Annotated in this window: 24 protein-coding genes; 8 read left to right on the forward strand and 16 right to left on the reverse strand. The window is 62.7% G+C overall.

What is annotated here, in order from left to right:
• Positions 1–11: 11 nt before the first annotated feature.
• Complete coding sequence (gene cysQ / locus PW947_RS08665) at positions 12–860, reverse strand: 3'(2'),5'-bisphosphate nucleotidase CysQ (protein ID WP_299630869.1); 849 nt, start codon at positions 858–860, stop codon at positions 12–14.
• A gap of 299 nt (positions 861–1,159) precedes the next feature.
• Between cysQ and panC the strand changes: the two genes are divergently transcribed.
• Positions 1,160–1,999 (forward strand): pantoate--beta-alanine ligase, encoded by an 840-nt coding sequence (gene panC, locus PW947_RS08670; RefSeq protein ID WP_299630871.1) that lies wholly within the window; start codon positions 1,160–1,162, stop codon positions 1,997–1,999.
• Positions 2,000–2,103: 104 nt separating this feature from the next.
• Entirely contained in the window at positions 2,104–2,763 is a 660-nt protein-coding gene (locus PW947_RS08675) for a pyridoxamine 5'-phosphate oxidase family protein (protein WP_299630873.1), read from the forward strand.
• Here PW947_RS08675 and PW947_RS08680 read toward each other — a convergent pair.
• The 5 genes from PW947_RS08680 to PW947_RS08700 form a co-directional block, all read right to left on the reverse strand.
• A complete protein-coding gene (locus PW947_RS08680) occupies positions 2,741–3,610 on the reverse strand; it encodes a hypothetical protein (protein ID WP_299630875.1) in 870 nt (289 codons plus the stop codon). The genes PW947_RS08675 and PW947_RS08680 overlap by 23 nt on opposite strands.
• A gap of 138 nt (positions 3,611–3,748) precedes the next feature.
• Positions 3,749–4,888, reverse strand: a complete 1,140-nt coding sequence (locus PW947_RS08685) for a porin (RefSeq protein ID WP_299630877.1) — start codon at positions 4,886–4,888, stop codon at positions 3,749–3,751.
• Positions 4,889–5,046: 158 nt separating this feature from the next.
• Complete coding sequence (locus PW947_RS08690; protein ID WP_299630878.1) at positions 5,047–5,883, reverse strand: ABC transporter ATP-binding protein; 837 nt, start codon at positions 5,881–5,883, stop codon at positions 5,047–5,049.
• On the reverse strand, positions 5,883–6,959 hold the full coding sequence (locus tag PW947_RS08695) for an iron ABC transporter permease (protein ID WP_299630880.1): 1,077 nt from the start codon (positions 6,957–6,959) through the stop codon (positions 5,883–5,885). Before PW947_RS08695 ends, PW947_RS08690 begins: the two co-directional genes overlap by 1 nt.
• Positions 6,960–6,998: 39 nt before the next feature.
• Complete coding sequence (locus tag PW947_RS08700) at positions 6,999–8,228, reverse strand: ABC transporter substrate-binding protein (protein WP_299630881.1); 1,230 nt, start codon at positions 8,226–8,228, stop codon at positions 6,999–7,001.
• A 169-nt stretch (positions 8,229–8,397) separates the two neighbouring features.
• Between PW947_RS08700 and PW947_RS08705 the strand changes: the two genes are divergently transcribed.
• Both PW947_RS08705 and PW947_RS08710 read left to right on the forward strand, forming a co-directional pair.
• Entirely contained in the window at positions 8,398–9,111 is a 714-nt protein-coding gene (locus PW947_RS08705) for a response regulator transcription factor (protein ID WP_299630883.1), read from the forward strand.
• A gap of 25 nt (positions 9,112–9,136) precedes the next feature.
• Positions 9,137–10,552 (forward strand): ATP-binding protein, encoded by a 1,416-nt coding sequence (locus PW947_RS08710; protein WP_299630885.1) that lies wholly within the window; start codon positions 9,137–9,139, stop codon positions 10,550–10,552.
• A gap of 89 nt (positions 10,553–10,641) precedes the next feature.
• Here the strand turns inward: PW947_RS08710 and PW947_RS08715 are convergent, their stop codons facing one another.
• Entirely contained in the window at positions 10,642–11,469 is an 828-nt protein-coding gene (locus PW947_RS08715) for a LuxR C-terminal-related transcriptional regulator (RefSeq protein WP_299630924.1), read from the reverse strand.
• Positions 11,470–11,598: 129 nt separating this feature from the next.
• Here PW947_RS08715 and PW947_RS08720 point away from each other — a divergent pair, with 129 nt between their 5' ends.
• Both PW947_RS08720 and PW947_RS08725 read left to right on the forward strand, forming a co-directional pair.
• Positions 11,599–12,444, forward strand: a complete 846-nt coding sequence (locus PW947_RS08720; RefSeq protein ID WP_299630887.1) for a carbon-nitrogen hydrolase family protein — start codon at positions 11,599–11,601, stop codon at positions 12,442–12,444.
• 91 nt (positions 12,445–12,535) lie between these two features.
• Positions 12,536–13,876: an APC family permease gene (locus tag PW947_RS08725; protein ID WP_299630888.1), complete on the forward strand. Its 1,341-nt coding sequence runs from the start codon at positions 12,536–12,538 to the stop codon at positions 13,874–13,876.
• Positions 13,877–13,896: 20 nt separating this feature from the next.
• Here the strand turns inward: PW947_RS08725 and PW947_RS08730 are convergent, their stop codons facing one another.
• The 7 genes from PW947_RS08730 to PW947_RS08760 all read right to left on the reverse strand — a co-directional run bounded on the left by PW947_RS08730 (position 13,897) and on the right by PW947_RS08760 (position 20,113).
• Positions 13,897–14,889 carry an ABC transporter substrate-binding protein gene (locus tag PW947_RS08730; RefSeq protein ID WP_299630889.1) on the reverse strand — a complete coding sequence of 331 codons (993 nt, stop codon included), beginning with the start codon at positions 14,887–14,889 and terminating at the stop codon, positions 13,897–13,899.
• Between the two features lie 14 nt (positions 14,890–14,903).
• The gene (locus PW947_RS08735; protein ID WP_366146103.1) at positions 14,904–16,799 is read right to left on the reverse strand and encodes a TonB-dependent siderophore receptor; all 1,896 of its coding nucleotides are present in this window, start codon (positions 16,797–16,799) and stop codon (positions 14,904–14,906) included.
• Positions 16,796–17,053: a hypothetical protein gene (locus PW947_RS08740; protein WP_299630891.1), complete on the reverse strand. Its 258-nt coding sequence runs from the start codon at positions 17,051–17,053 to the stop codon at positions 16,796–16,798. The genes PW947_RS08735 and PW947_RS08740 overlap by 4 nt, the downstream gene beginning before the upstream one ends.
• Complete coding sequence (locus PW947_RS08745; protein ID WP_299630894.1) at positions 17,047–17,865, reverse strand: ABC transporter ATP-binding protein; 819 nt, start codon at positions 17,863–17,865, stop codon at positions 17,047–17,049. Before PW947_RS08745 ends, PW947_RS08740 begins: the two co-directional genes overlap by 7 nt.
• Positions 17,862–18,887 carry an iron ABC transporter permease gene (locus PW947_RS08750; protein WP_299630896.1) on the reverse strand — a complete coding sequence of 342 codons (1,026 nt, stop codon included), beginning with the start codon at positions 18,885–18,887 and terminating at the stop codon, positions 17,862–17,864. Before PW947_RS08750 ends, PW947_RS08745 begins: the two co-directional genes overlap by 4 nt.
• Before the next feature lie 312 nt (positions 18,888–19,199).
• Positions 19,200–19,520, reverse strand: coding sequence for a hypothetical protein (locus PW947_RS08755; protein ID WP_299630897.1), 321 nt, complete (start codon positions 19,518–19,520; stop codon positions 19,200–19,202).
• Between the two features lie 281 nt (positions 19,521–19,801).
• Positions 19,802–20,113: a DUF4148 domain-containing protein gene (locus tag PW947_RS08760; RefSeq protein WP_299630898.1), complete on the reverse strand. Its 312-nt coding sequence runs from the start codon at positions 20,111–20,113 to the stop codon at positions 19,802–19,804.
• Positions 20,114–20,497: 384 nt separating this feature from the next.
• On the opposite strand from PW947_RS08760, the gene PW947_RS08765 reads away from it, so the two are divergent.
• On the forward strand, positions 20,498–21,520 hold the full coding sequence (locus tag PW947_RS08765; protein ID WP_299630899.1) for a VTT domain-containing protein: 1,023 nt from the start codon (positions 20,498–20,500) through the stop codon (positions 21,518–21,520).
• A gap of 74 nt (positions 21,521–21,594) precedes the next feature.
• Here the strand turns inward: PW947_RS08765 and PW947_RS08770 are convergent, their stop codons facing one another.
• Together PW947_RS08770 and PW947_RS08775 are read right to left on the reverse strand one after the other, a co-directional pair.
• Entirely contained in the window at positions 21,595–23,742 is a 2,148-nt protein-coding gene (locus tag PW947_RS08770) for a phosphocholine-specific phospholipase C (protein WP_299630900.1), read from the reverse strand.
• Positions 23,743–23,801: 59 nt separating this feature from the next.
• The gene (locus tag PW947_RS08775) at positions 23,802–24,116 is read right to left on the reverse strand and encodes a hypothetical protein (RefSeq protein WP_299630901.1); all 315 of its coding nucleotides are present in this window, start codon (positions 24,114–24,116) and stop codon (positions 23,802–23,804) included.
• 334 nt (positions 24,117–24,450) lie between these two features.
• Between PW947_RS08775 and PW947_RS08780 the strand changes: the two genes are divergently transcribed.
• Entirely contained in the window at positions 24,451–25,449 is a 999-nt protein-coding gene (locus tag PW947_RS08780; protein ID WP_299630902.1) for a LysR family transcriptional regulator, read from the forward strand.

A 25,449-nucleotide genomic window follows, 5' to 3' on the forward strand; every position in this document is an offset into this window, starting at 1 on the left:
GGAATACGCGTTCAGGATGGCGTGCCCGACGCGTGAAGGAATGCGCGGTCTCCGCTGTCCGCGATAAACCACGGGTTCGCAAACGGGGCGTCGTCAGATACGGTTTTGCCGTAGACAAACGGCGATCCGTCCGCGCGCCGCATCCGGCCGCCGGCCGCTGCGAGTACCGCTTGTCCGGCTGCCGTGTCCCATTCCATCGTGCGGCCGAAGCACGGATAGAGATCGGCGCTTCCGCGTGCCACCATGCAGAACTTCAGCGACGATCCGACCGAAAGGATCTGCGCGCCTTCGAACTTGCCGATGAACGCGTCGGTATCTGCAGTGCGATGCGAGCGGCTCGCGACGATCGTCGGGGCGCCCGGCATTGCCCGCACCTGCAGGTTCTGGGTCGTGGTGACGTTCATGTTTTCGTCGAGCGTGCACTCTTTTGCATCGCCACGAATACCCGTGAAAAGCTGCCGCTTGACCGGCACGTACACCACGCCGATCACCGGCTCGCAGTCGCGAATCAGTGCGATATTCACAGTGAATTCGTCGCGGCCGGCGATGAATTCGCGCGTGCCGTCGAGCGGATCGACCAGGAAGAATTCGCGGCCCAACTCGCCATGCGCGATACCGTCGGCCATCTGCTCCTCGGCGACGATCGCGATGTCGGGAAAACTCTGTTTGAGTCCGCGCACGATCACGGCTTCGGCGGCCTGATCCGCGACCGTAACCGGCGATCCGTCGTCTTTGGTGGACCGTGCGCACGACGGCCCGAAGAAACGCATGATTTCGACGCCAGCGGCAAGCGCGAGCGAGGTCATGGTTTCACACATCGATTGATCGCGATGTTGCTGGTCGTCTAGCTGTGCACTCATATTGCTTCCGTTGACTTACCTGTTTTTACTCAAGCTTACCGCGCGATTCGCGGATTGAATCGACGCGCGTGAGCGTCTGATATCGCTTCTGATCCTAACATCCGCGATTTTACCCGCACAAGCCGCGCTTCTTTCACTCACTTGCGCTCGCTTGCCGCGATGGACTACGCGTGGTCGTGCGTGCTCATGGTGTCGCGGCATGCCGCCGTCAGCGCATCGAATGAAGTCGCTCCGTATAATCCGCGCGCACGATGCATCGTCAGGTTTCGTCGTGTGCCAAACCGGAGAATCAGCGTTACATGAAAGTTATCAGCTCCATCCAGGACCTGCGCGATCAATTGCGCGGCCATAACCGGACGGCATTCGTTCCGACCATGGGGAATCTGCACGAGGGTCATCTGTCGCTGATCCGTCGCGCGCGCCAGCTTGGCGATCCGGTGGTGGTCAGCATATTCGTCAATCGCCTGCAGTTCGGTGCGGGAGAGGACTACGACAGCTATCCGCGCACGCTGGAGGACGATATTCGCAAACTGGAACGCGAAGGCGTGTATGCGTTGTTCGCACCGACCGAGCCTGATCTGTATCCGGAGCCGCAAGCGTATCGGGTGAATCCGCCGGAGTCGCTCGGTGCGATGCTGGAAGGCGAATCCCGGCCGGGTACGTTTGCGGGCGTCTGCACGGTGCTGACCAAACTGTTTGCATGCGTACAACCGGCAGTGGCGGTATTCGGCAAGAAGGATTATCAGCAACTGATGATCGTGCGACGGATGTGCGAGCAGTTTGCGTTGCCGATCGAGATCGTCGCGGGCGACACCGTACGCGACGCGGACGGTCTTGCGCTGAGCTCGCGCAACCGTTATCTGAGCGCGGAAGCTCGCGAAGAAGCCCCGTTTCTGTTCAAGGTGATCAAGCAGATCGAATCGGAGTTGCGCACCGGTTATCGGGATTTTCGCGAGCTGGAGCAGACTGCGGCCGATACGCTGGTCGGACGCGGCTGGGATTGCCAGTACATCGCAATCCGTCAGCGTGCCGACCTCGCGTTACCCACGCCCGCCAGTCGCGCCGATCAACTCGTGGTGCTGGGTGCGGCCCGCCTGGGCAGTACTCGCCTGATCGATTGCGTGGAAGTGCAGCGCTAGGCTGCGCTGGCTCCAGATCGTCGATTGAACGTGGGTCTACTGGAATCGTGACGGAATCTCTAAGCTGTCGGCATATCGAAACCGGCCACACAAAGAGAGCCTCCATGAACGCACCACACGGTCCACTGTCCCCCCGATCCCGCGTCAAGCGTCTCGCCGAGCGCGCCGACTACGAACGCGCGACGCTCGACGCGATCGTCGATGCAGCGTATGTCTGTCACGTCGCTTTCGTGGATCAGCGCGGCACGCATTGCATTCCGACCGCATGCTGGCGCATTGGCGATCATCTGTATATCCACGGGTCGAATGGCAGCCAGATGCTGAAAGCGGCGGTGGACGGCGCGCAGCTTTGCGTGACGATCACGCATCTGGACGGACTCGTGCTCGCCCGCTCCGCATTCAATCATTCGATGAACTACCGCGCCGCGGTGATCTACGGCGTCGCCGAAAAAGTGGACGAAGCGCGCAAGGGCGAAGTACTCGATGCGCTGGTCGAGAAGATCGCGCACGGACGTTCCGCCGAAGCGCGTCGCGCCAATGCGAAGGAACTTGCGGCCACTACCGTACTGAGCATTGCGCTCGACGAGTACGCCTGCAAGGTCAGCACAGGCGGTCCCAACGACGACGAAGCCGATCTTGATCTGGCGGTGTGGGCAGGCGTGTTACCGCTCGCGTTGACGCCGCAAGCTGCGCGTCCGGCCGCTTCCGCAAACGGCGTGCAGATCGACGAACCGTCGTACGTCAGCGATTGGGCGCGCGCATAGCGTGATCGAGGGTCGCCGGGATCGCGCCCGCGCCGGGGCGCGTCGCCGGATTCAGGTTCACGTTCGTGAGGGAACCGGGTTGTGCGCCGACCTGAATCCGCTCGCTGTCGGCCATCGCGTACTTCAGTGTCAGCAGGGAGCCCGACGGCTTGATCAGATGTGTCGGCGTGAGCGGATCGGTCAGCATGCACGACAACATCACGTCGGGCTTGCCGGCGGTCGTGCCCACCGGAAAGTTACGGCAGGTCCGCTCGACGTAGTTCGCGGGCGCGCCGTCGGCGGCGAAAAATTGACCGGTGGTCCATGCGAGTTTCCACGTCTGATAACGCGAGTCGATGGCTTGCGTGCCGAGCATTTCGACACGCCACGCGCACCGGCCCGGCGTGTATTTATCGACGGGAATCCTGACGGTCTGAGCCGTTTGTCCCGATGGCAAGCGGTAAACTTCGAAGAACTCTTGTGGAACGCGCGCGTTCGCGGGCTTCGCATTCGGATCAGGGTTCACACGGTTGCACTGGCCGTTCATAGCAAGATAGCGGACCACGAAATACAGGTCCACGTAAGCGGGTTTATCGACCCGCACCGTGACGGGATCGACCGCGCCGGTTTTCAATCCAGGCACCACGCCTCGCGGACTCAGCCATTGCCTGCCGCCTTGCGGGCGTAGAACGGTCGCGCTGTCGTCCGCGAACGACGGCTGTGCGCCGAGTAAGCCCAGCGCAAGTGCGAGCGCAAACGAAAGCGATAATGAAAATGCGGGCCGCACGGCCCGGCGCAGCTTTTCGCCAGTCGAGCCGGCACGCGCTGGATAGCGCCATCCCACCGCGTGTTCGCGAGCTTGTGTCATGTCCGGTCCCCGTGATTGCGTAACTTGCCCGTTTTCGTCAAGTTTTGCACGGAGTACGTTTTGCGAACTGTCGGCTTCCGAACATTAAAAAAGGCCGCACGAAGCGGCCTTTTTGCGTAAGGAGCAGCGACTGACCGCTTAGAAGCGGTGACGCAACCCGGCGCCCACGACCACTTGCTGGTCCGACGACGACGCGCTTTGTCCGCTGATGTCCGCGGTCAGGCCCGAGCCGTTCGCATTGATATGCTGATAGCTCGCCTGCAGATAGACGTCCGTGCGCTTGGACAGGAAGTAGTCGGCCTGCACCGACACTTCATGCCACTTCGGATGGTGCGCGCCGCTCGCGTTCGACATCGACGCGCCGGTGTACGTGTACTCGCCGTTCAGGCTCAACTCCGGCGTCAGCGCGTAGCTGGCGTTGACTTCGTAGTTGCTGAAGTCCATTCCCTGGCCGTTCGCGACGAGACCGAGACTGTTCGCGCCGTTGATCGTGTCGAGCCCGCCGAGTTGCGTGCGGGTCCACACGAAGCCGAATTTCGCGTGGCCGATCGTGTAGTTGGCGCCCGCGCCGTAAGTGCGCTGGCTTGCTGCGATAAAGGTGCGGTCGGTGAGGGTGATCGCGCCGCTGGTGTTGCTGCCGCCACCGTTGTTCGCCTGGAAGTAACCCGCGCCGAGGCTCAGCGGGCCCATGTCGTACGCTGCGCCGAAGCTGTACAGACGGTTGTCGTCGAAGCCGCCTGCTTCGTTCGAGAAGCCGTACAACGCACCGAAACGCAGACCGTTATACGTGTTGCTTGCGTACTTCACCGCGTTGTTCACGCGGAACGAGTTGTTCAGGTTGTCGTTGTCGAACGGATGCGCGGAGAAATTGTTGCCGCCGGGGTGATGGCCGGTGAAGCTCAGCGGCGCCAGATAGTCGACCACGGAATCGTACTGGCGACCCAGCGTCACCGTGCCGAAGCGGTTGTTCGACAGACCCGCGTACGCCTGATAGCCGAACATCCGTCCGCCCTGGCGCAGCGTGCCGTTCATCACGCTAAAGCCGCTTTCCAGCTGGAAAATCGCCTTGGTGCCGCCGCCCAGATCTTCTCGACCGAGAAAGCCCCAGTGGCTGCCCGTAACGTTGCCGCTGCCCGCTGCCCATGCGCTGCTGCCTTTCGAATTGTTGGTGTACGACAGGCCCGCGTCGATCACGCCGTACAGCGAGACGCTCGATTGTGCGTGTGCGCCGCACGCGTAAACGGCCGCGCACGCGGCTACGATTAATGCCTTTTTCATGGATTCCCCTGTGTTGTCGGTAGTGTGTCGATACGTTGTCGATGCGCCGGCGACGCGCGCGACGACGCGACGCCCGAACACGGGCGCCGGTCGCGTGACGCGAAAACGGCGTGAAAGAGTGGGCTGGCTGGGACGGACCGCTAGCGCAACAAATGCGACTATTGCGGCGGCCGGCTGGCGATGCCCGGTTGACCGGCGAGACCGTCGATCAGAACCTGATGGTGGCCGCGCGAACAGGCCTCGATTCGCGCGACGACACCGAAAACCTGGCCGAGCGTCGCGGGTGTGACGACCTCGGGTGGCGAACCGAACCGGACAATCCGGCCTTCGTGCAGCAACATCGCGCATTCGCACGCGCGCATCGCTGCATTGATGTCGTGCAGCACGACGACGGTGACGATGCCGCTTTCGCGTGTGACGTCGCGCAGCACATGCATCACGTGAAACTGGTGATTCAGGTCGAGCGCGGACAGCGGTTCGTCGAGCAGCAGCACGTGCGGATTGCGCACCAGCGCCTGCGCGATGCCGACCAGTTGACGCTGACCGCCGGACAGTTCGTCGAGCGAGCGGGACGCGAGATCGTCGATATCCAGACGGCGCAGCACCGCATGCGCATGGGCGAGATCGTCGGCTTGCGACACGCCGTTCCGACGCGCGCCGAAGCCGCCGTTGCTGCGTGTCGCGCGGCACGCCACCACCACCGATTCCAGCACTTGCAGGCGCACGCCCGCAGGCAAGCTCTGCGGCAGATACACGACGCTATGCGAGCGCGCGCTCGCCGCCGACAACGCCAGCGGTTCGCCGTCCAGCGACAGCGTGCCCGATTGCGCACGCGTCAGACCCGCGAGCGCGCGCAGCAACGTCGATTTGCCGCTGCCGTTCGGGCCGAGCAGCGCGGTGATCTGTCCGCGCGGCAACGGACCGGCGCTCAGCGAATCGAGAATGCGCCGCTTGCCGTAGTCGACGCAGAGATCGTGAATCGTCAGTCCGCTCATCAGAGTTCTCCCTGCGAGCGCACGACGATGCCGAGAAACAGCGGAATGCCGACCAGCGCCGTGACGATGCCGACCGGAATCAGCACGCCCGGAATGAGCAGCTTCGACGCGATCGATGCGAGCGACAGCATCAGCGCGCCGAGCAGCAGACTGCCGGGCAGATAGAAGCGATGGTCCTCGCCGAACAGCGTGCGCGAGATATGCGGCGCGATCAGTCCGACAAAGCCGATGGTGCCGACGAACGACACAGCCAGCGCCGACAGCACCGACACGCGCAACAGCGTGCCCAGCCGCAGACGTCGCACATCGACGCCGAAACTCGCGGCGCGATCTTCGCCGAGACGCAGTGCGGTCAGCGTCCATGCGTTGCGCATCGATAGCGGCAATGCGAGCGCAAGTGCGATCGCCAGCACGCCGATCTTGGTCCAGTCCGCGCGCGCGAGCGAGCCGAGCGTCCAGAACACCAGGCCTTGCAATGCGTCGGCGGACGCGATGAACTGCATCAGCGACACCAGCGCATGAAACGCGAAGACCAGCGCGATGCCCATCAGCACGACGCCTGCCGTGCTCATGCCGCGCCAGCGTGCCACCGCGTCGAGCAGCAGCGCGGACAGCAACGCGAAAATAAACGCGTTGGCCGAGATCACCCACGTCTGCGATACGCCCGGAATCGTCACGTCGAGCACGATCGCCAGCGATGCGCCGAATGCCGCTGCGGCCGACACGCCGAGCGTGTACGGGCTCGCCAGCGGGTTGTTCAGGATCGTTTGCATCTCCGCCCCGGACAGACCCAACGCGGCGCCTACGAGCACCGCCATGACCGCGTACGGCAGCCGGATCTGCCAGACGATCACCGCCGATGCAGGATCGGCGGCGCTGCGATCGAAGAGGGTCCGCAACAGCGTGGCGACCGGCATCCCGGACGGACCGGTGCGCAGGTCGAATAGCATCGAGCCCGCGATCAGCGCGAGCACGACGAACAGCCACATCACGCGAGTCCGCGTGAGGCGCCGGTAGCGCCGAACGCTGGGTTCGGCGGACGTGGCGGATGTGGCGAAATGATCGGGCGTAGCCATTGAAGCCTTAACCTTGAAGCGGGAACCGGACCGTCACGCTCAGTGCGACGCGAGTGCCGTATCGACCCAGTACGTACCGTCCGGCGGCACTGCGAGGAAGCGGCTGTACAGTTGCGACTCGGTGGCGTTCACATCGAGGTCCTTGAACTGCTGCGGATAGAACCACTTCGCAAACGCTTCGATCGCGACGATGTTGTACGGCGAGTCGTAGTAGTTGTGCGAGATGCCGTGCACGCGGCCATCGTGGATCGCCTTGATCGTGTCGAAACCCGGACGCGCGACCAGCGTGGCGAGGCTGGCTTGTGCATCGTGCTGGCTGGTCAGTGCGCCGACGCGCAGCGACGCGAGGCCCGGTTTCGAGCGGGCACCGGTGGCGATATAGACATCCGGCTGCGACGCGATGATCTGCTCCATGCTCAGGTCGCCGAGCACGCCGGGCAACAGGCCCGCCGCGATATTGCGGCCGCCCGCCGCGTGGATGAATTCGCCGAAATTGCCGTTGCCGGCCGTGTGGCAGCAACCCGCATCCCAGACGCCCGCCAGCATATCGACGAACACCTTCGGACGTTGCTGCTCCGGAATCGTGGCGACGACCGCCTGGACGCGCGCCAGATGGTCCTGATAGAACTGCGCATAGGCGTCAGCTTCTTTCTCGCGGTGCATCACCTTGCCGAGCAGCGCGATGCTCGGCAGCGTGTTCTGCATCGGATGCAGCCGGAAGTCGACGAACACGACGGTCGTGCCGGTCGCTTCGAGTTGCTTCACGAGCGCGTTGTAGCGACTCGGGCCATGTCCGCCGAGACTGAAAATCGCCAGATCGGGTTTCAGGCTTAGCGCTTTTTCGTCGCTGATGCTGTCTTCGGTCGCTTTGCCGATCAGCGGAACCTGGCGGACCTGCGGGAAGGTTTTTGCGTAGTCGTCGAAGGTTTGCGGGTCCATCGTCGGCAGGTCGCCCTGCCATCCGACGATCCGGTCCAGCGGATGCTTGCCTTCGAGCAGAGCGGTCGCCAGCAGCAGACGGCTTTCGCCGAGCAGAATGCGATGCGGATTCGGCGGAATCGCGACCGTGCGGCCGGCGAGGTCCGTGACGGTTTGCGCTTGCGCGACGTTGGAAACCGTCGCGGCCTGCGCGACAGTGCTGGTTGCGAGCGTGGCGCAACACAATGCCGCGACGGCGGCGAAAGCGCCGGCAACAACCGCGAACGGACGACGGACAGGCGAAGACCGGAAAATCGACATGGTATAGTTGGTAATGAGAATGATTGCCATTTGCGGGCTAAACTGTAGCGGCGCAATGTAATGGCAATGTGTTGAAACACGGCCGTTTTGTAATGGAATGTGTTGGCGCGCAAAAAGAGGGACGCATTTGTTACGCTGACGTCTTTTCAGTTCGTCCCGACGATTTTTTCCGGCGCAAGCGGCACAGAAGAGCTTCACGATGGACCACATACTCGTCGTCGACGACGATCCCAACATCCGCCATTTGCTGCGCGACTATCTGCGCGAGATGGGCTATGTCGCCACGGCCGTCGAAAACGGCGCGCAGATGAAGCAGGCCATCGCGACGTCGCAGATCGATCTGGTCGTGCTCGACCTGATGCTCGAAGCCGAAGACGGACTCGACCTGACGCGCGACCTGAGGCGCGAGCACGGCGTGCCGATCATCATCCTGAGTGCGCGCGGCGGGTTGCTCGACCGTATCCTCGGCCTCGAAATGGGCGCCGACGACTATTTACCCAAGCCGTTCGACCCGCGCGAACTGGTCGCGAAGATCAAGGTCGTATTGCGGCGCACGCGCAGCATGCCGGGCGAACGTCTCGGCGACGCGTCGGCATCCATCGGTTTTGCCGGCTGGAAACTCGACACGCGGATGAAGCAGATGCTGTCGCCCGACGGTCTCGTGATTTCGCTCGGCGGCTCGGACTATCGCGCGTTGCGCACCTTGCTCGATCATCCGAACCGGCCGCTGTCGCGCGAGTTTTTGCTGGACCGTGTGTTCGGCAAGGAGCGCACGCCGCTCGATCGTTCGATCGACGTGTGCATCAGCCGGTTGCGTCAGCATCTCGGCGATGCGGCGCGCAGTGCCGCGCTGATCCGCACCGTACGCAACGAGGGTTATATGCTGGTCGCCGATGTGGAGCACGAAGCATGAGCACCCACGTGCGCGGTGCGCGTCGATGAAATTCCGCCTGTGGCCCGATTCGCTCTATGGCCGTCTCGTGCTGATTCTCGTGGTCGGGATGTTCGCGGGGCAGCTATTCACCAGCACGATCTGGTTCGAGACGCACGACAACCGCACGCTGGAAATTCCCGCGCGGCTGTTCGCCAGCCGTCTCGCCGACACCGTGCGTCTGCTTCGGCATGCGCCCGACGACGCGACACGCGATGCGATCGCCGCGCAACTCGGCGACGCGCGTTACCGGTTGAAATGGATCGCGGCATCGGAAGTCGTGCCGCCGGACGCCGATCGCGATTCGGAGCGGCTCGCGCATCGCACGGTCAACGATCTGCTGTCCGGCGTGATTCGCCGGCGGCTCGGCGAACCCGTCGATCTGCGCCTGATCAACGTGCAATTGCGTGACGATCAGGGACGGCATCGCGGCATTCTGAGTCTGTTCGATTCGCGGATGCCGTCGGGCGATTTTCATGTGCAATTGCAGATCACACCCGAGCGCTGGCTCGACGTGTACGCCAATGAAGGGCAGGCCGGCATGCAGTTCGAGCCCGCGCCGCTGGTGATCGATTATCTGTTGCGGATTTACGTGGTGCGGTTCGCGGCCGTGTTTTTTCTCGCGCTGTTTGCGGTGCGTTTCGCGGTGAAGCCGCTGCGTCAACTGACCCGGGCGGCCGACGCGCTCGGGCGCAATATGTATCGTCCGCCGTTGCCGGAAACCGGGCCGCTCGAAGTGCGTTCGGCCGCGCAGTCGTTCAATTCGATGCAGCGTCAACTGACGGACAGCATCGCGGCGCGCACGCGGTTTTTGACGGCGGTGTCGCATGATTTGCGCTCGCCGTTGACGCGTCTGCGGTTGCGCACGGAGATGCTGCCCGATCCTGCGTGGCGTGAGCGTTTGCGCGGCGATCTCGACGAAATGGAAGCGATGGTGAGCACCACGCTCGACGCGGTGCAAGGCGTGGAAATCACCGAAACGCGCCGCGATATCGATATCGATTCGATGCTCGCCGGTCTCGCCGACGACGCCCAGGAAGCCGGTCACGATGTGCGCGTCGAAGGCGGCGCGAGCCGTCCGCTAAGCGGCTATCCGCGCAATCTGAAACGTTGCCTGCAGAACCTGCTGGATAACGCGATCCGCTACGGCAATACGGCGGCGATCAACGTCACCGACGACGGCGACACCGTGCGGATCGCAATCTGCGACAGGGGTCCCGGCATTGCCGATCCGGCGATGCTCGAACGCGTTTTCGAGCCGTACTTTCGCGTGTCCACATCACGCGGCGGCGCGAACCGCGGAACCGGACTCGGCCTGACGATCGCGCGCAGTGTCGCCGCCGCGCACGGCGGAACGCTCACGCTTCGCAATGGCGCGGTCGAAGGGCTGGAGGCGATTCTGGTGTTGCCGCGCGAGGTGTGATCGGTTTTCGTATCCGAGCGGGTACGAGAGTGGTGATTTCGTGCTCGGGAGTGGGGTCTCGTATCCGAGCGGGTACGAAGCGGGGTGATTTACAACCCCGCATCATGCTCGATCCGCCCCGCGTCGTAGAACATCGCGAACAATTCCGACTGCGAGCCCACGCCGAGTTTCGCGTAGATATGCTTCTTGTGCGCGCGCACCGTTTCAAAGGAAATGGCCAGTTTCTCAGCAATCGCGCGCGATGAGAAACCACTCAGCGACAGCATCGCCACTTCGATCTCCCGCGCCGTCAACGCACTACGGCCGCCTTTACCCGCCACCATCCCGAGACGCGCATGCAGATCGGTCTGGCCGCTTTCCACATCGGGCGTGCTGTGTATCGCCACCGCGAAATCCTCGAATCGCAAGCGTTGCTGCATCAACGACAACACCCAGGGCGAGAACAGCGTCAGCAACGCAATCTCACGATCGTCGTAACGGCGCGTATTGCCCAGCGAGAAGCCCAATGTGTGATCGCCATCTATCACGACATTGAAATGCACTTCATCGCCGACGATATTTTTCCGGAAGTAGCGCTGGTAGTACTCGGTCATCCGGAAGTTGTCCGGTGCCACATCGGCGAGCGTGTAAAACCCCGACATGGGTTGTTCGAACGCAGCCAGATAGAACGGATCGAGTTGATAGAGCGCTGCGAGATAGTCCTGAAACATCGCATCGATCTTGCCGTCGGGCATGGCCTGTTCGGCGCACACATGCGGCGGCGCATTGCGCGCAAAACGCAAGGCGACCCAACTGTCGAAACCGATATGCCGTTCCAGCACGCGCGTCAGGCGTGCCCAGAAATGCGGGCCGTCGAGCGCGTCGATGGCCGAACCGATCTCCCGATGAAACGCGAGATCGCGCCAGTCGAACTCCATGCTCTTCTCCACTGGGTTACCCCTCATGGGTAATTTCTGGTCAAAAATAATACCCCGATAATGGCCTCAAGCAAAAAGCGCGGTTGACTGAAATCTCGCGCTGAAAGGCATCTGGAAGGAGATAACGCAATGCAGGTAGAACTCGCGCAACTCGCGCTGATCGACAGTGACGTCGCGCACAACACGGCGCGTGTCGTCGAGACGATCGCTCGCGCCGATGTGGCGGGCGGCACGCAACTGGTGGTGTTTCCCGAAACCACGCTGTCGGGCTTTCCGACCCGCGAGAACGTCGCCGACATCGCGCAGACCATCGACGGCCCGGCGCTGACGACGGTGCGCGACGCCGCGCGCCACGCGGGCGTGGCCGTGGCGGTCGGACTCGCGGAACGCGAGGGTGCGGCCTTCTATAACACCACCGTCCTGATCGATGCAGCCGGCGAGATCGCGCTGCGCTATCGCAAGACGCATTTGTGGGCGTCGGATGTCGGCGTGTTCACGCCTGGCGACCGTTTCGAAACCTGCCGGTGGAACGGCCTCACCGTCGGCCTGCTGATCTGTTACGACATCGAGTTCCCGGAAACGGCCCGTGCGCTCGGCGCGCTCGACGCGGATCTGCTGATCGTGACCAACGGCAATATGGACCCGTTCGGTCCTGTGCATCGACGCGCAATCACCGCGCGCGCGATGGAAAACCAGATGTTCGCGCTGATGGTGAACCGCGTCGGCACCGGCGACGACGACCTCGTGTTTCCCGGCGAATCCGCACTGGTCGATCCGTTCGGCGAGATCGTCGCGGATGCCGGTTCGAACGAAATAGTGCTTAAAACACGGATCGATCCAACCCGACTCGAAGCGAGCCGCGAACATTATCGCTATCTGCACGATGCGCGGGTTCCACTCGGACTCGCGCGCGTCGACAACCCGGATGGATCGCACGCACTGGTGATCGAAGCGCGCCGCCGCCGTATCGACTGACCCGTTTTCCGCAACCGTTTTTGCTGTTCGTCACGCGAAGCCCGTGCTTCGCGTGGGTCCCCTCACGTCTGTCGAAAGTTCTGGAGATACCATGCAAGCGTCGTCCGTAGAACCGCAGTCCCATCTAAAACGCACACTCGGTTTGCCGTCCGTCTTGCTGTTCGGCCTTGCCTATATGGCGCCGTTGATCGTGTACGGCACCTACGGCGTGCTCGCCAAGGCGAGCGACGACACGGCCGCGCTTGCTTATCTGCTCGCATTGATCGCGATTGCGTTTACAGCACTCAGCTACGGCAAGCTTGCGCGTCTGTTCCCGGTCGCAGGTTCCGCGTATACGTACACGCGTAAGACCTTTAATGCGCATCTCGGCTTTCTGATCGGCTGGGCAACGTTGCTCGATTATTTTTTCCTGCCGATGGTGATCTGGCTGATCGGTGCGGCGTATCTGAATGCCGCATTTCCGCATGTGCCGACATGGATCTGGATCGTCGGGTTTATCGTGTTGACGAGTGCGCTGAATATCGTCGGCATCGAACTCGCGGCGCGCTTCAATATCGTGCTGATGGTGGTGCAACTCGGTATCGTCGGGCTGTTCGTCGCGCTCTGCTGGCACTATGCGTCGGCGGCTGCGGGTGTCGGCGGGATTGCGATGGCGGAACCGTTTTTCAAGGCCCATGTGCCGCTTTCGTCGACGATGGCAGGTGCCGCGATCGCCGCTTATTCGTATCTCGGCTTCGACGCCGTCTCGACACTGACCGAAGAAACCATCGATCCGAAGAAGAATATGCCGCGCGCCATTCTGTGGATTGCGCTGATCGGCGGCGCGATCTTCGTGGTCGCGGCGTGGACGATGCAACTTGCGCATCCGGGCGTCGAATTCAAGGACACGGATTCCGCTGCGTTCGAAGTGGCGAAAATGGTCGGCGGCGATATTTTCGTATCGGTCTTTCTCGCCGGTCTGATCCTGGCGCAATTCGCATCGGGCATCTCTGCACAAGCGAGCGTCGGACGTTTGCTGTACGCGATGGGCCGCGATGAAATCCTGCCTAAACGTATCTTCGGTTTCGTGCATCCGAAGTTCAAGACACCCGCGATCAATATCGCGATCGCGGGTATCGTCGGGCTGATCGCGTTGAAACTGGATGTCGCCACGTCCACGTCGTTTATCAACTTCGGCGCGTTTCTCGCGTTCACCGCAGTCAATTTGTGCGTGATTCGCATCTATCTGTCCGGCAATCATGGCGACCGGAAAATGGGTGTGATCGGCGGGCTGGTTTTTCCGTTGATCGGCGCGGTTGCCGATATCTGGCTGCTGGCGAGTCTGGAGAAAACCGCGCTCGTACTCGGCGCGGTGTGGTTCGCGATCGGCATCGTGTATCTGTGCTGGATCACGCGCCTGTTCCGCGTTGCACCGCCGGAAGTGGCACTGTGATGTCGCGCGGATAACGCCCGTTAGCGTGATCCGTCAGGTGGCAATCCGGCGAGAATGCGTTGCGCATCCGCGTCGGAAAGCGGGTAGCCGAAGAACGTCGCATAGAAGTCACGGGTCGCGGCAACGAGGTCGTCGTGTTGGGCGCGCTCAGGATGCAGGACCTGCGCGGCCCACCGCACTTCGAGTGCGACTTCGGGCCCGTAACGTTCCCACGGAAACACGCCTGCGGGATTGCGATAGACGCGCTTCGCGCGCACCGCATCGAGCGATTCCCACAACGCGCGGTGCGGCGATGCGTCGAGCGAACCTGCATTCGCGGCCAGAACGATCGCATCCGGATGCCATGCCAGCACCTGCTCGATCGACACGGTTTTCAGATTGCCGGTCAGTCCGTCGGCGGCATTGCGGCCTCCCGCGGCGCGAATCCATTGATCGACAATCGTATCGGCACCGTCCACCTTCAGCGGATCGACCGACGCGACATGCAGCACGCGCGGCCGCTGATCCAGCGGCACGTTCGCAAATTCGCGCGCCGCGTCGCTCACGGTGCGGTCCAGATAGCGCCGGTACGCCTGCGCGCGTTGCGATGCGAGCGGTGTATCGAGCGTCTTCGCCGTGAGATCGATACACGCGAGCATCGAGTCGAAATCGGTGAAGCTCACCGGCACGACGTCGAGCCCGGTGCGGCGCAACGCGACAATCGCGGGATCGGACGCCGTCGTGAAGACGATATCCGCATTCAATTGCAACAACGCTTCGGCGTTCATCGTCGCGCCGTCTACGCGTTGCGCACGCGCGAGGCCGGGCGCGACGCGATACATCCACGGAAACGCGCGCGCACGCGCGACCGTCGCGACGATGTTATCGGCGGCGCCCAACATCAGCAGCACGGCGTTATGCGCGTACCACGCATCGGCAATTCGCGTTTTGGGTGCTGCGTGCGCAAGCGCTGCCGTGCATCCGAGCAGCACGGTTGCGACCGTGTTGCGTGTCCATCGATTCACGAGCTTCATGGTGTTCCCGCGCGTTAGAGGTCGAAGGTGACCGACGCCGAAATCGTGCGCGGCGCGCCGAGGCTCGCGCTGGCATTGCCCGATCCGGAGTAGCCGTTCAAGCCGCCCGGCACGATGTTGGTCCAGTAGCGACGATTGGTGAGGTTGTCGAGCGCGAAGCGGAACGTGACCGGCCGGCGATAGATGCGCGTCAGATAGCCGACGCCGACATCGAACGTCGCATACGAACCGACCGAATACGTGTTCGCGTTGTCGGTCGGGCGAGCGCCGATGTAATGCGCGTTGAAGTCGGTGAAGAGGCCGGGCACTTGCGGCACCTTGTATTCGGCCAGCAGATTCAGCGCGAATTCCGGCAAGCCGACGATCCGCTTGCCTTCCGTCGATGCCGTACCCGTGTCGAACAGACGCGGATCGAGCCATGTCACGCCGCCGAACAGCGACAGATCGCGCGTGACATTGCCGTCCATCATCAGTTCGATGCCGCGATTGCGCTGCTCGCCGGCGGTGCCGTACGTGCCGTCGGCGAGCGTGTATGCGTACGGACGCGTAATCCGGAACGCCGCCAGCGACGCATTCACGCCGCCCATCGCAAGCTTGTAGCCCACTTCCCATTGCTTGCTGCGATACGGGTCGAGAATATTGCCCGCATTGGTCGAACCGGTCGGCGCAGTGTCGCCTTGCTGCAGACTGTCCGCGTACGTGACGTAGAGGCTCTGGTTGTCCTGCGGTTTGAAAATCAGGCTGGCCGCGCCCGACAAACCCTGGTTGGCGGATTCGCTGGTCTGCACACCTTTGCTGCTGTAGTTGTGCGTCGAAAGCCAGCTTTGACTGCCGGTCAGCAGCACCGACCAGTGTTGCGTCAACGTGATGTCGTCACCCGCCATGAACGACTGCTGCGTGCTTTGCGCTGACTCGTAGCGATGCGTGAAGTCCGGCACGCCCGTCAGCGCGAACGACTGCGGATTCGACAGACTGGCCGAACCGAGCGTGGTGGTTGCGCCCGCAACCGGATTGAAGTTGTCCCACACGAAGCCGCTCGTGCCGACGCTGATCGCGTGATCGATCGAACCGGTCTTGACGTGACCGTTCAGGTACAGCAGGTTGCTCGTGATCGTAAAACGGCTGGCGGTCGCGGTGCCGATGGTCGTTGTGTAGTCGCCTGCGTTGTCCGTCAACGTGTTGGTCGGACCGGTCGATTCGCGATCGGCAATCTGCCGCAACACGGCCGCGGTCAGATGCCAGTCAGCGGAGAAGTCGTGACGCAGACGGATCGAGCCGGTGTCGGTGGTGTTGTCGCTGCCGCCGTTGGTCGAGCCGTAAGCGGAGCGGGTCGGGTCGAGCGCGGCCGGGAAATGCACGCCGCTCGCGAGCGCGAACGTCGCCGGGAAGCCCTTGGACACGTAGTGATAGTGACTGAAGTTGGTTTCGACGACCGTGCTGGGCGACAGATGAAAGTCGAGCGCGAGACTGCCTAACTGACGGCGCACGGTGCTGTGATCCGTGTAGCCGGTGCCGGTTTCGTCGAGCAAGGTCAAGCGGTAGCCGATCGCTTTCGACGGCCCGACCCGGTCGGACAGATCGACGCTGCGCAGAAAGCGGCTTTGCGTGCTGTATCCGAGCGTGAAGCGCAGCAGGCGATCGTCGGTCGGACGCTTCTGGATGTAGTTGAACGTACCGGCCGGATTGGCGGGACCGTACAGCGAACCGGCAAGACCGTTGAGCACTTCGATACTGTCGAATTCCTCGAGCGGATAGTCGGTCGTCGACACGACGTTCAGACCGTCCATGCGGCTGTTTTGCACCACGCTCCCCTGAATGCCGCGTGTTTGCGGACGCGCGCCGTCACCCTGCACGGACGGCAGATAGCGCAACGCATCGGCGATGCTCTTGATCTGCTGGTTCTGGATCAGATGCTGCGGAACGACGTTGACCGTATATGGCGTATCGAGCCGGTCGAGCGTGCGAGCGGTCCGACGCTGGCTTTATCGACGCGCAGCGTGTCGGCCGGCGGCGCGTTGGCGGTGACGGTGACGGCGGGCAATACCGTGGCGGTGTCGCTGGCCGCGACGGGTGCGGCTTGTGCAAACGCGTGGTGGGTCGGCGCGACGACGGCGGCCGCGACGAGTGCGCTGTTGAGCGCGCATCGGGTGAAGGTGTTTAGCACGAGGACGGATCGGGAGAAGGGGAGGATGAATCGGGAATGAAAAAGCGGTAACGGTCGACGTCGATCTGATCGACGGACACGTCGTAGAGCGCGCCGATCGAACGCGCGTCGATGACGTCGTACGGCGGGCCGTTCGCAATCACGCGGCCTTTTTCGAGCAGCACGGCGCGGGTTGCGCCGCTGAATGCGTCTTCGGGTCGATGGGTGGTGTTCAGGATCGCGTAACCGTCGGCAGCGAGTCCGGCCAGCAGCGACAGCATCCGCAACTGATGCCCGTAGTCGAGTCCCGTCAACGGTTCGTCCATGACGAGAACCGGCGCGTGTTGCGCGAGTGCGCGCGCCAGCAGTACCCGTTGACGCTCGCCGCCGGACAACGCCATGTAATTGCGATTCGCGAGTCCGACGATGTCGAGACGCGCGAGCGCGGCGTCGATCGCAGCGTAATCGTGCGCACGGAGCGCGCGGCCGAGACCCGCATGCGGCACCCGACCGAGCGCGACGATTTGCGCCACCGTGAACGGGAAAGTCGCGACGTGCGCTTGCGGCACATACGCGACCAGTCGTGCAATGTCCTTGCGTCGATAGCGGCTCAGTGGCCGTCCGTCGAGCGTGACGACACCCGATTCCGGTTGCAGCAATCCCAGCAGAATCCGCAGTAGCGTGCTCTTTCCCGCGCCGTTCACGCCGAGCAGCGACACCACTTCGCCGGTGCTGACCGATAGGTCCACACGGTCGAGAATCGTCGCATGCGCGCGTCGAAACACGATGTCCTTGCACGCGAGCGTCGTCACGTTAGCGAATCGCGCGCTCATTCCAGACCGCCTTGCCGCAGACGGCGCAACACGACGACGAAGGCGAGCGCACCAAATAGTTCGGTGATGATGCCAAGCGGTATTTCGTCGGTGGACACGCTGCGTGCGCAGGTATCCGCGAGCAGCAGACCGGTCGCGCCGAGCAAGGCGCTGAGCGGAACCACGCGCCGGTTCGACGCGCCGACCCATGCGCGCGCAATATGCGGCACCAGAAGCCCGATCCATCCGATTACGCCCGCGAGCGATACCGTCAGTGCGGAAATCAGCGTCGCGACGCCGATCACGATGACGCGAATCGCACTTACCGGCACGCCGAGGCTGCGTGCTTCGTCGTCGCCCAGTGTGAGCGCATCGAGAATCCGCGATGACACACATAACACCGCAATCCCGACGATCAACGGCACGGCAAGCCGGGCGAGATCGGTCCAGCCGGTTTGCGCGAGACTGCCGAGCAGCCAGTAGACGATCGCAGGCAACTGGTTCATCGGGTCCGCGACGTATTTGATCAGCGATAGCAACGACGAAAACAGCGCATTGCTGACGAGTCCGCCGAGCACCAGCATCAATACGCCGCCACCGCCTAGCATTCGCGCCACCGCGAGGCCAACCGCGACCGACATCATCCCGGCCACGAATGCGGACACCTGGACCCACGCGCCGTGCGCGCCGAGCACGATGCCAAGCGCCGCGCCGAACGCCGATCCGCTCAATACGCCGAGAAGTCCAGGCGACACCAGCGGGTTGCGAAACACGGCTTGATAGGTGGCGCCGGCCGTCGACAACGCCGCGCCGACGAGTGCCGCCGCGAGCAGACGCGGCAGCCGCGCATCGACGATCACCGCATGCAGCAACGCGTAGTGAGCGGGTTCGGCGTGCAGATGCGCGGTGACCGCCACAGTGCGGACCACGTCCGCGAGCGACACCGGATAGCGTCCGGCACACAGTGCCAGCAACGCGGTGCATGCAAGCATCGCAATTGCGCCAGGCAACGCGTAGCGTGCTTGCGTGTGGGATATCGACATGAATGACGGCATGCACAGGCGCCACGCGAACGCGGCGGCACTGCACACACGTGGCAGAGCGGAAAAGCGCCGTATATTAACGGATATAACGAAAGGAAATGGTTGGAAAAATAAACCGGCAATGCGAGTCGAAGAATGCGATTCAGCCTGTAAAACAAGGGCTATTCCGTTCGATCAGGCCGCTTGCAACGTATCAAATACGTTGTGCGTCATACGGTCGCATTGGTGTGCGGGCGGGAGCGTGAAATGCCGGTAAGTACATCGACGGATGCACCGACCGGCTTACGAAACACCAAAATGTGTCGGCGTGGGTTAGCGGCCGAAGTAGATATCGCAGTGCGTCGCCGGCACGCAGGGTGTCGTGCGCGGTCCGCCGGATTGGCTGGTCATGTCCGGAACGCCGCCATACGAGGTGTCGTTGAGCGGTTGCGAAGCAATGCCGTTAGCCGGTTGTGTTTCCCCATACGAGATGTCGGTGGCGGATTGCGCCGACGCGTTTGCGTGTTCGGCCATTCTCGCTCGCGACGATTGCTGGGGATCGGCGCCCATATCCTGCGCCTGAACCACCTGAACCTGGATCATTCCAACTACGAGTAAAGCGCTTGCCAGTGAAGACGACAGATAGCTTTTCATTTCCGTACTCCTTGAATCCACTACATCGAACGAGCCGCACTCCGCGTGCCTGAAATGCCACGCAAAAAGGGCTGCGCTGCAAGTCTGTTATAGCTCGGCTGCCGCAGAGGTCAACGGCAGGACGCTGTGGATCAAGCGCATGCGTCGAACGTCGCAGACGCTTAAGACATTCGAATCGCCACGAAAAAGCGGGCCTGCTATCTCGCGATAGCAGGCCCGCTTTTTATTGCGTAGCGAAGCCGTGCTTCGCTACGCTTTCGTCGGTGTAGCGCGCCGGGCGCTTACTGACCGAAATAGACCGGACGCACGCCACCGTCATTCAGCGGTGCACGCGAACCCGATGCCGACGTACCGCTGTTGACACCGCCTACGGCGACGTTCGCGCCCTGTTGCGCATCGACGCGCGCTTGCGCGGCTTGCAGGTTTTGCGGGTAATGCGGGTCGCTGATGCCGGGGTTGTAACCGGCCTTTTCCAGTTGGACCAGCTGGGCGCGCACTTCGGCGCGGGTCAGCGGCTGGTTCGATTGGGCAAACACGGCGACCGGAGCGGCAAATGCAACAGCAACGACAACAGCTTGAATGAGCGACTTCATGATAGCGACCTCGAATGTGTTTATTGGGCCGCGTTGGTGTGTGTTCGCAGCCAGTGATTGAATTCTATCTTTGCAATGGATGGCGATAAATCGCGCTTTTTAGTAAGAATAGTTACCGAATTTGATATAAAAATCGGGGGTGCCTGACGTGCTCCGGGCTGCGACAACATTTCGCACCCGAGCCGGACGCAGCCGCGAGCCGTCTGCCGTGTTGCCCGCCTGTCAACGCGGCGGCGGTTTTCGTCGATTCCGTCTAGAATCCGACCCGCGATGTCCGCACCGTCCCGACGACGCCAGCAGGCACGCGACATGCAGGAACGCGCTGTTCCCGGTCAATCCGGCTCGCGCCGTTGCCCGCTTTCCCCGCTTTTCAGGATCACTGACGTGTGGCACTTTCCGACCGCAGTTCCCGCATCGCTCGGCGCATGGGCCGTGTTTTTCAGCGTGCTCGTCACGCAACTCGGCGTGCCCGTCCCCGCCGCGCCGATGCTGATGCTGGCCGGGACGATGGCCGCAATGGGTCAGGTGTCGTGGGTGTCGGTGTTTTGCGCCGCGATCGGCGCGGCGTTGATCGCGGATTCGTCGTGGTTCTTCGTCGGGCGTGTGCGCGGGCGGCGTCTGCTCAACTATCTGGTGCGTTTTTCGTTGTCGCTCGATACGACCGTGCGGGTCGCGCGTAACGTGTTCGAACGTCACGGCGCGCCGATTCTGACCGTCGCGAAGTTTCTGCCGGGGCTCGGTCTGATCTCGGCGCCGCTGCTGGGTACGACCGGTATCGCGGTCGGTGTATTCCTGCTGTGGGACGCCGTCGGCGCAACGCTATGGGCAGGCGTGTGGCTGATCGGCGGGGCGGCGCTGCACGATCAGATCGTCCAGTTGATGCTGCTGGTGCGCCAGAACGGCGGCACGATTTTCGATGCGTTCGCGGTGATCGGCGCGGTGGTGTTGCTGTATCGATGGATACGCCGGCTGCAATTCCGGCGCTGGCTCGCGCAGACGCGCATCAACCCCGATCAGCTTGACGAAATGATGCGTTCGAACGCGCCGCCGCTGATTTTCGACGCGCGGCCGCGCAGTGTCCGCGACAAGGAAGCGTACCGGATCGCCGGTGCGTATCCGCTCGATCTCGACTCGCCGGGGCAACTCGATCCGGCCTTGCTCGCGCATCCGATCGTCGTGTATTGCGTCTGTCCGAACGAGGCGACTGCGAAGCGCATCGTCGGTCAGTTGCATCGCAAGGGCATTCACCATGTCCGCGCGCTGAAGGGCGGACTCGATGCGTGGGAGAAGCGCGGTTATCCGCTGGAACCGCTGCCCGACGACTTCTATTCGTCGGGGGGGCACCTGACTCGCAAGGTTGCCGGCGAGCCAGGCGAGTACACGGTCAGGGCCGAACTGCCGGGCTGACCGTCGCGCCATCTACATGGCAAGGTCGCCGCGCGCATCGCTTGCCGCGCGGCTCCTTCACCTGACAACCTGCGTCAGATCGAGACCGTCACCGGCGCAACCGCCGCCGGGTCGCTGATGCTCGGACGGCCGTTTTCGACGTGACCGGCGAGTCGGCGCACAAAACTGTCGTCGTCGCGGCTGGTCACGCTCAGGTCGTACCAGTGATGGCTCGACGCCAGCACCCACGCTTCCTCCAGCACGCCGCCCGCCGGCACCAGCACGGCACGCGAGCGCGCTCCATACGCGTTGTCCGTGACCGTCAGACGGGCAATGCCGCCGCCCGCATTGCTGAACTTCAGGAACACGTTGCCGTTCGCGACGTCGTATTGCGCCTTGATTTCCGGCACCGCAGGACCGTTGCGACCGGCCAGACCGGCCGTTTGCGTGTGCGTCGTCACGCGCGCATTGCCCGCGAATTTGCGGACGAATCCGTTCGGACCGAACACGTCGAATGCATAGACACCGCTGGTGGTCGTCAGGTCGAAGCTTTCGCTGAGCGACTTGCCGGCTTCGACGGTATAGCGCCACGGGCCGTCGGTGCGATTGGTCGCGTACACGTAGAAGTGCGCACCCTGGTCGCCGCTGTTCGCGAGGTCGATCGTGAAGGTGTTCTGCTTCACGTCCGCGTGACCGTTCACATGCAACTCATACGGCAACGCGCGTGCGAAGCGAATGCCGCTTTCCTGCGGATCGATCGCGCCGGGCGTGGCGGGAACGGTCGGTGCGGGCTGCGTGGCGCACTGGTTGTCGGCGAGACTTTTGTAGTTGCTCGTGTCCGGCAGCGGCGGCATCTTGGAGTCGGGCGTGCGGAAGTCGAACGCGGTCGTCAGATCGCCGCACACCGCGCGTCGCCATGCCGTGATATTCGGCTCCTGCACGCCGAAACGCGCTTCGATAAAGCGGATCACCGACGTGTGATCGAACACCTGCGAGCACACGAAACCGCCCTTGCTCCACGGCGACACGATCGTCATCGGCACGCGCGGTCCGAGCCCGTAAGGCAGGCCGTCGGCGGTATAGCTGCCGCCGCGCGCCGGGTTCACCACCGTATGAATTTCGCCGTCGGTGCTGACGGTGGACTTGCCTTGCGCGGCCGTCGTGGCCGGTTGCGGCGGCACCATGTGATCGAAGAAGCCGTCGTTCTCGTCGTACATGATGAACAGCACGGTCTTGCTCCACACGTCCGGATTCGACGTCAGCGCGTCGAGAATCTGCGACGTGTATTCCGCGCCGTAAGCGGGCGTGTATTTCGGATGCTCGGAGTACGCGGCGGGCGGGCAGAGCCACGACACTTGCGGCAACCGGTTCGCCAGCACGTCGGCCTTCAGGTCGTCGATCGTGCGGACTGTTTGCGCGCGTTCATACAGCGGCGAGCCCGGTTGCGCGTTGATGAAGTTCGTGAAGTTTTGCAGGATATTGGTGCCGTAATTGCCGTTCAGCGGATCGGCACCCGTCAGGCCCTGCTGATAGATCTGCCACGAGATGCCCGCGGTCTGAAGGCGTTCCGGATACGTCGTCCACGACAGCAACTGATAGTTCGGCGGACCGTCGCCGTCGACGTAATCGTTGTTGTCGAGCAGCGGACCGCCGAACGTGCCGGTCGGATCGACCGTGCCCGTCATCAGATACGAGCGGTTCGGATGCGTCGGTCCCGGCAGCGAACAGAAGTACGCGTCGCAGACGGTGAACGCATCGGCCAGTGCGTAGTGAAACGGGATATCGCTGCGAAGGTGATAGCCCATCGTCATGTCGGTCTTGTTCGCCGGCCACTGATCGTAACGGCCCGCGTCGATCGCGGCATGCGTCGCATACCAGCTGTGATCGAGATCGCCGACGCACTGCGCGCTGGTGGTCGCGGTGTTCAGATGGAACGGCAGCACCGGCGTCGTCGCATCTTCTTTCGACGGCTGATACCAGACCGGTTTGCCGCTGGGCAGCGGCACCGGAAAGCGGTCGTTGTAGCCGCGCACACCGCGCAGGTGACCGAAATAATGGTCGAACGAGCGGTTTTCCTGCATGAACACGACGATATGCTCGACGTCGCGAATCGTACCGGTGCGCGAATTCGCGGGCACCGCGAGCGCATTGCGGATCGACTCGGGAAGCGCGGTGAGGGCGGCGGCAGCGCCGGCAGACGATGCGACGGTCTGCAGGAAACGGCGACGGCTAGTTGATGTCATCGAATATCACCTTCTGCGGGGAGGAAGAGTAGCGCGCGACGCGCGCCGGGGGAATCCGGTCAGTTGCTGGTGTTCGCGGCGGAGTCGCCGGGCGCGTAGTGGATGACGGGGGCGACTTGCTGGCTGTCGGCGGCGAGCGTCGCCTGCATGTCTTGCGCGATACCGGGCGCGTTCGCGCGGGCGAATGCGTCCGCGTCGGACGGTACGTTGGACGTGCCGGTTTGCGGTGATGCAATCGCTGCGTCCTGCGTGGTGTCGTTCGCCGTGACGGCGTTCGATGCGCTGGCGGAAGCATTGTCGTCGGCGCCGCATGCACTGAGCATGGCAACGCAGGCAAGCGTCAGGACGCTTGCCAATACGGTGTCTCTTCTCATGTTCGCAACCTGTGTTCTTGATAGCGAGTGCATTCTGCAGATCTTTCAAGAAATAATTGTGAAACGTTTGCGAGCACGAAAATGCGTGCAAATAGCAGCTAAAAGGCAAATGAAAGCTTCGTTGGGTGAGCGAACGCACCGAGCCCGATACGCTGAAAGCGATCGGAGATGCGTCACGTGCGGAGTGCTTTAGCGGCTGGCGGTATCTGAGCGGATCACGCGCTAACGCGACGTCAAAGCGCGGCTTCACGTGATCTGCAAAGGCGTTTTACGCACATTGAAGTAATCGCGGCTGCGATCCATGAAACAATCTTCTGGTAATTCGAGGGGTGACATGGATACGTTTCACAACATGCGGGTCTTTCTCCGCGTCGTCGATGCGGGCAGCTTTACGGGTGCCGCGCAGCGTCTTCACTCGACCACCGCACAGGTCTCGCGCTCGGTGTCCGATCTGGAGTCGCATCTGCGCACGCGTCTGCTCAATCGCACGACGCGCCGTCTCGCGCTGACAGAAGCCGGCGAGCGCTATCTGCATCGCTGCGAGCAGATTCTCGCGTGTGTCGATCAGGCCGAGGGCGAGGCCGCCGATTCGCATGCGCGCCCGTCGGGCAAGCTGAAGGTGCATGCGATGACGAGCTTCGGCCAGCACTATCTGATTCCCGCGATCAACGCGTACCAGCAGCGCTATCCGGATGTGCGCGTGGAACTGACGCTGTCGCATCATCTGCCCGACCTGATCGAGGAAGGCTTCGATATTTCGTTGACGGTGGCGGCGGGCTTGCCGGATTCGTCGCTGGTGTCGCAGCAACTGGGCAGCGGTTTCAGCATCGCGTGCGCGTCGCCGGACTATCTTCGCGCGCGTGGCGTGCCGTTGACGCCCGCCGAATTGCGCGAGCACACGTGTCTTCAGATGGTGACGACCGTATTCGCCGCCGATACCTGGCGCTTCGACGGTCCGAACGGCGAAGAAACGTTTTCGCCCAGTAACACTGCGTTCAGGATCAACAACGCGGAAGCGCTGGCGGTAGCGGTCAGCAAAGGGATGGGCGTCGGCGTGGTGCCGATCTATTCGGCGATCGCCGGTCTGCGTAGCGGCGAACTGGTGCGCATTCTTCCCGACTACGTATCGCAACGCATGACGATTCATGCGCTCTATCCGTCGCGTCAGTATGTCGATTCAAAAGTGCGGACGTGGGTGGAGTTTTTGCGCGAGTATCTGCCGGTCGTGCTCGACAACGATAAAGCCGAGTTGTGCAATTTCGCGTGCGCGCAGCCGCTCGACATACCGGCTGTTTCCGATGTCGAACAGACAACGGACGCACTCGGCGTGTGA

This window comes from Paraburkholderia sp. (assembly GCF_028283785.1).
GTDB lineage: Bacteria > Pseudomonadota > Gammaproteobacteria > Burkholderiales > Burkholderiaceae > Paraburkholderia.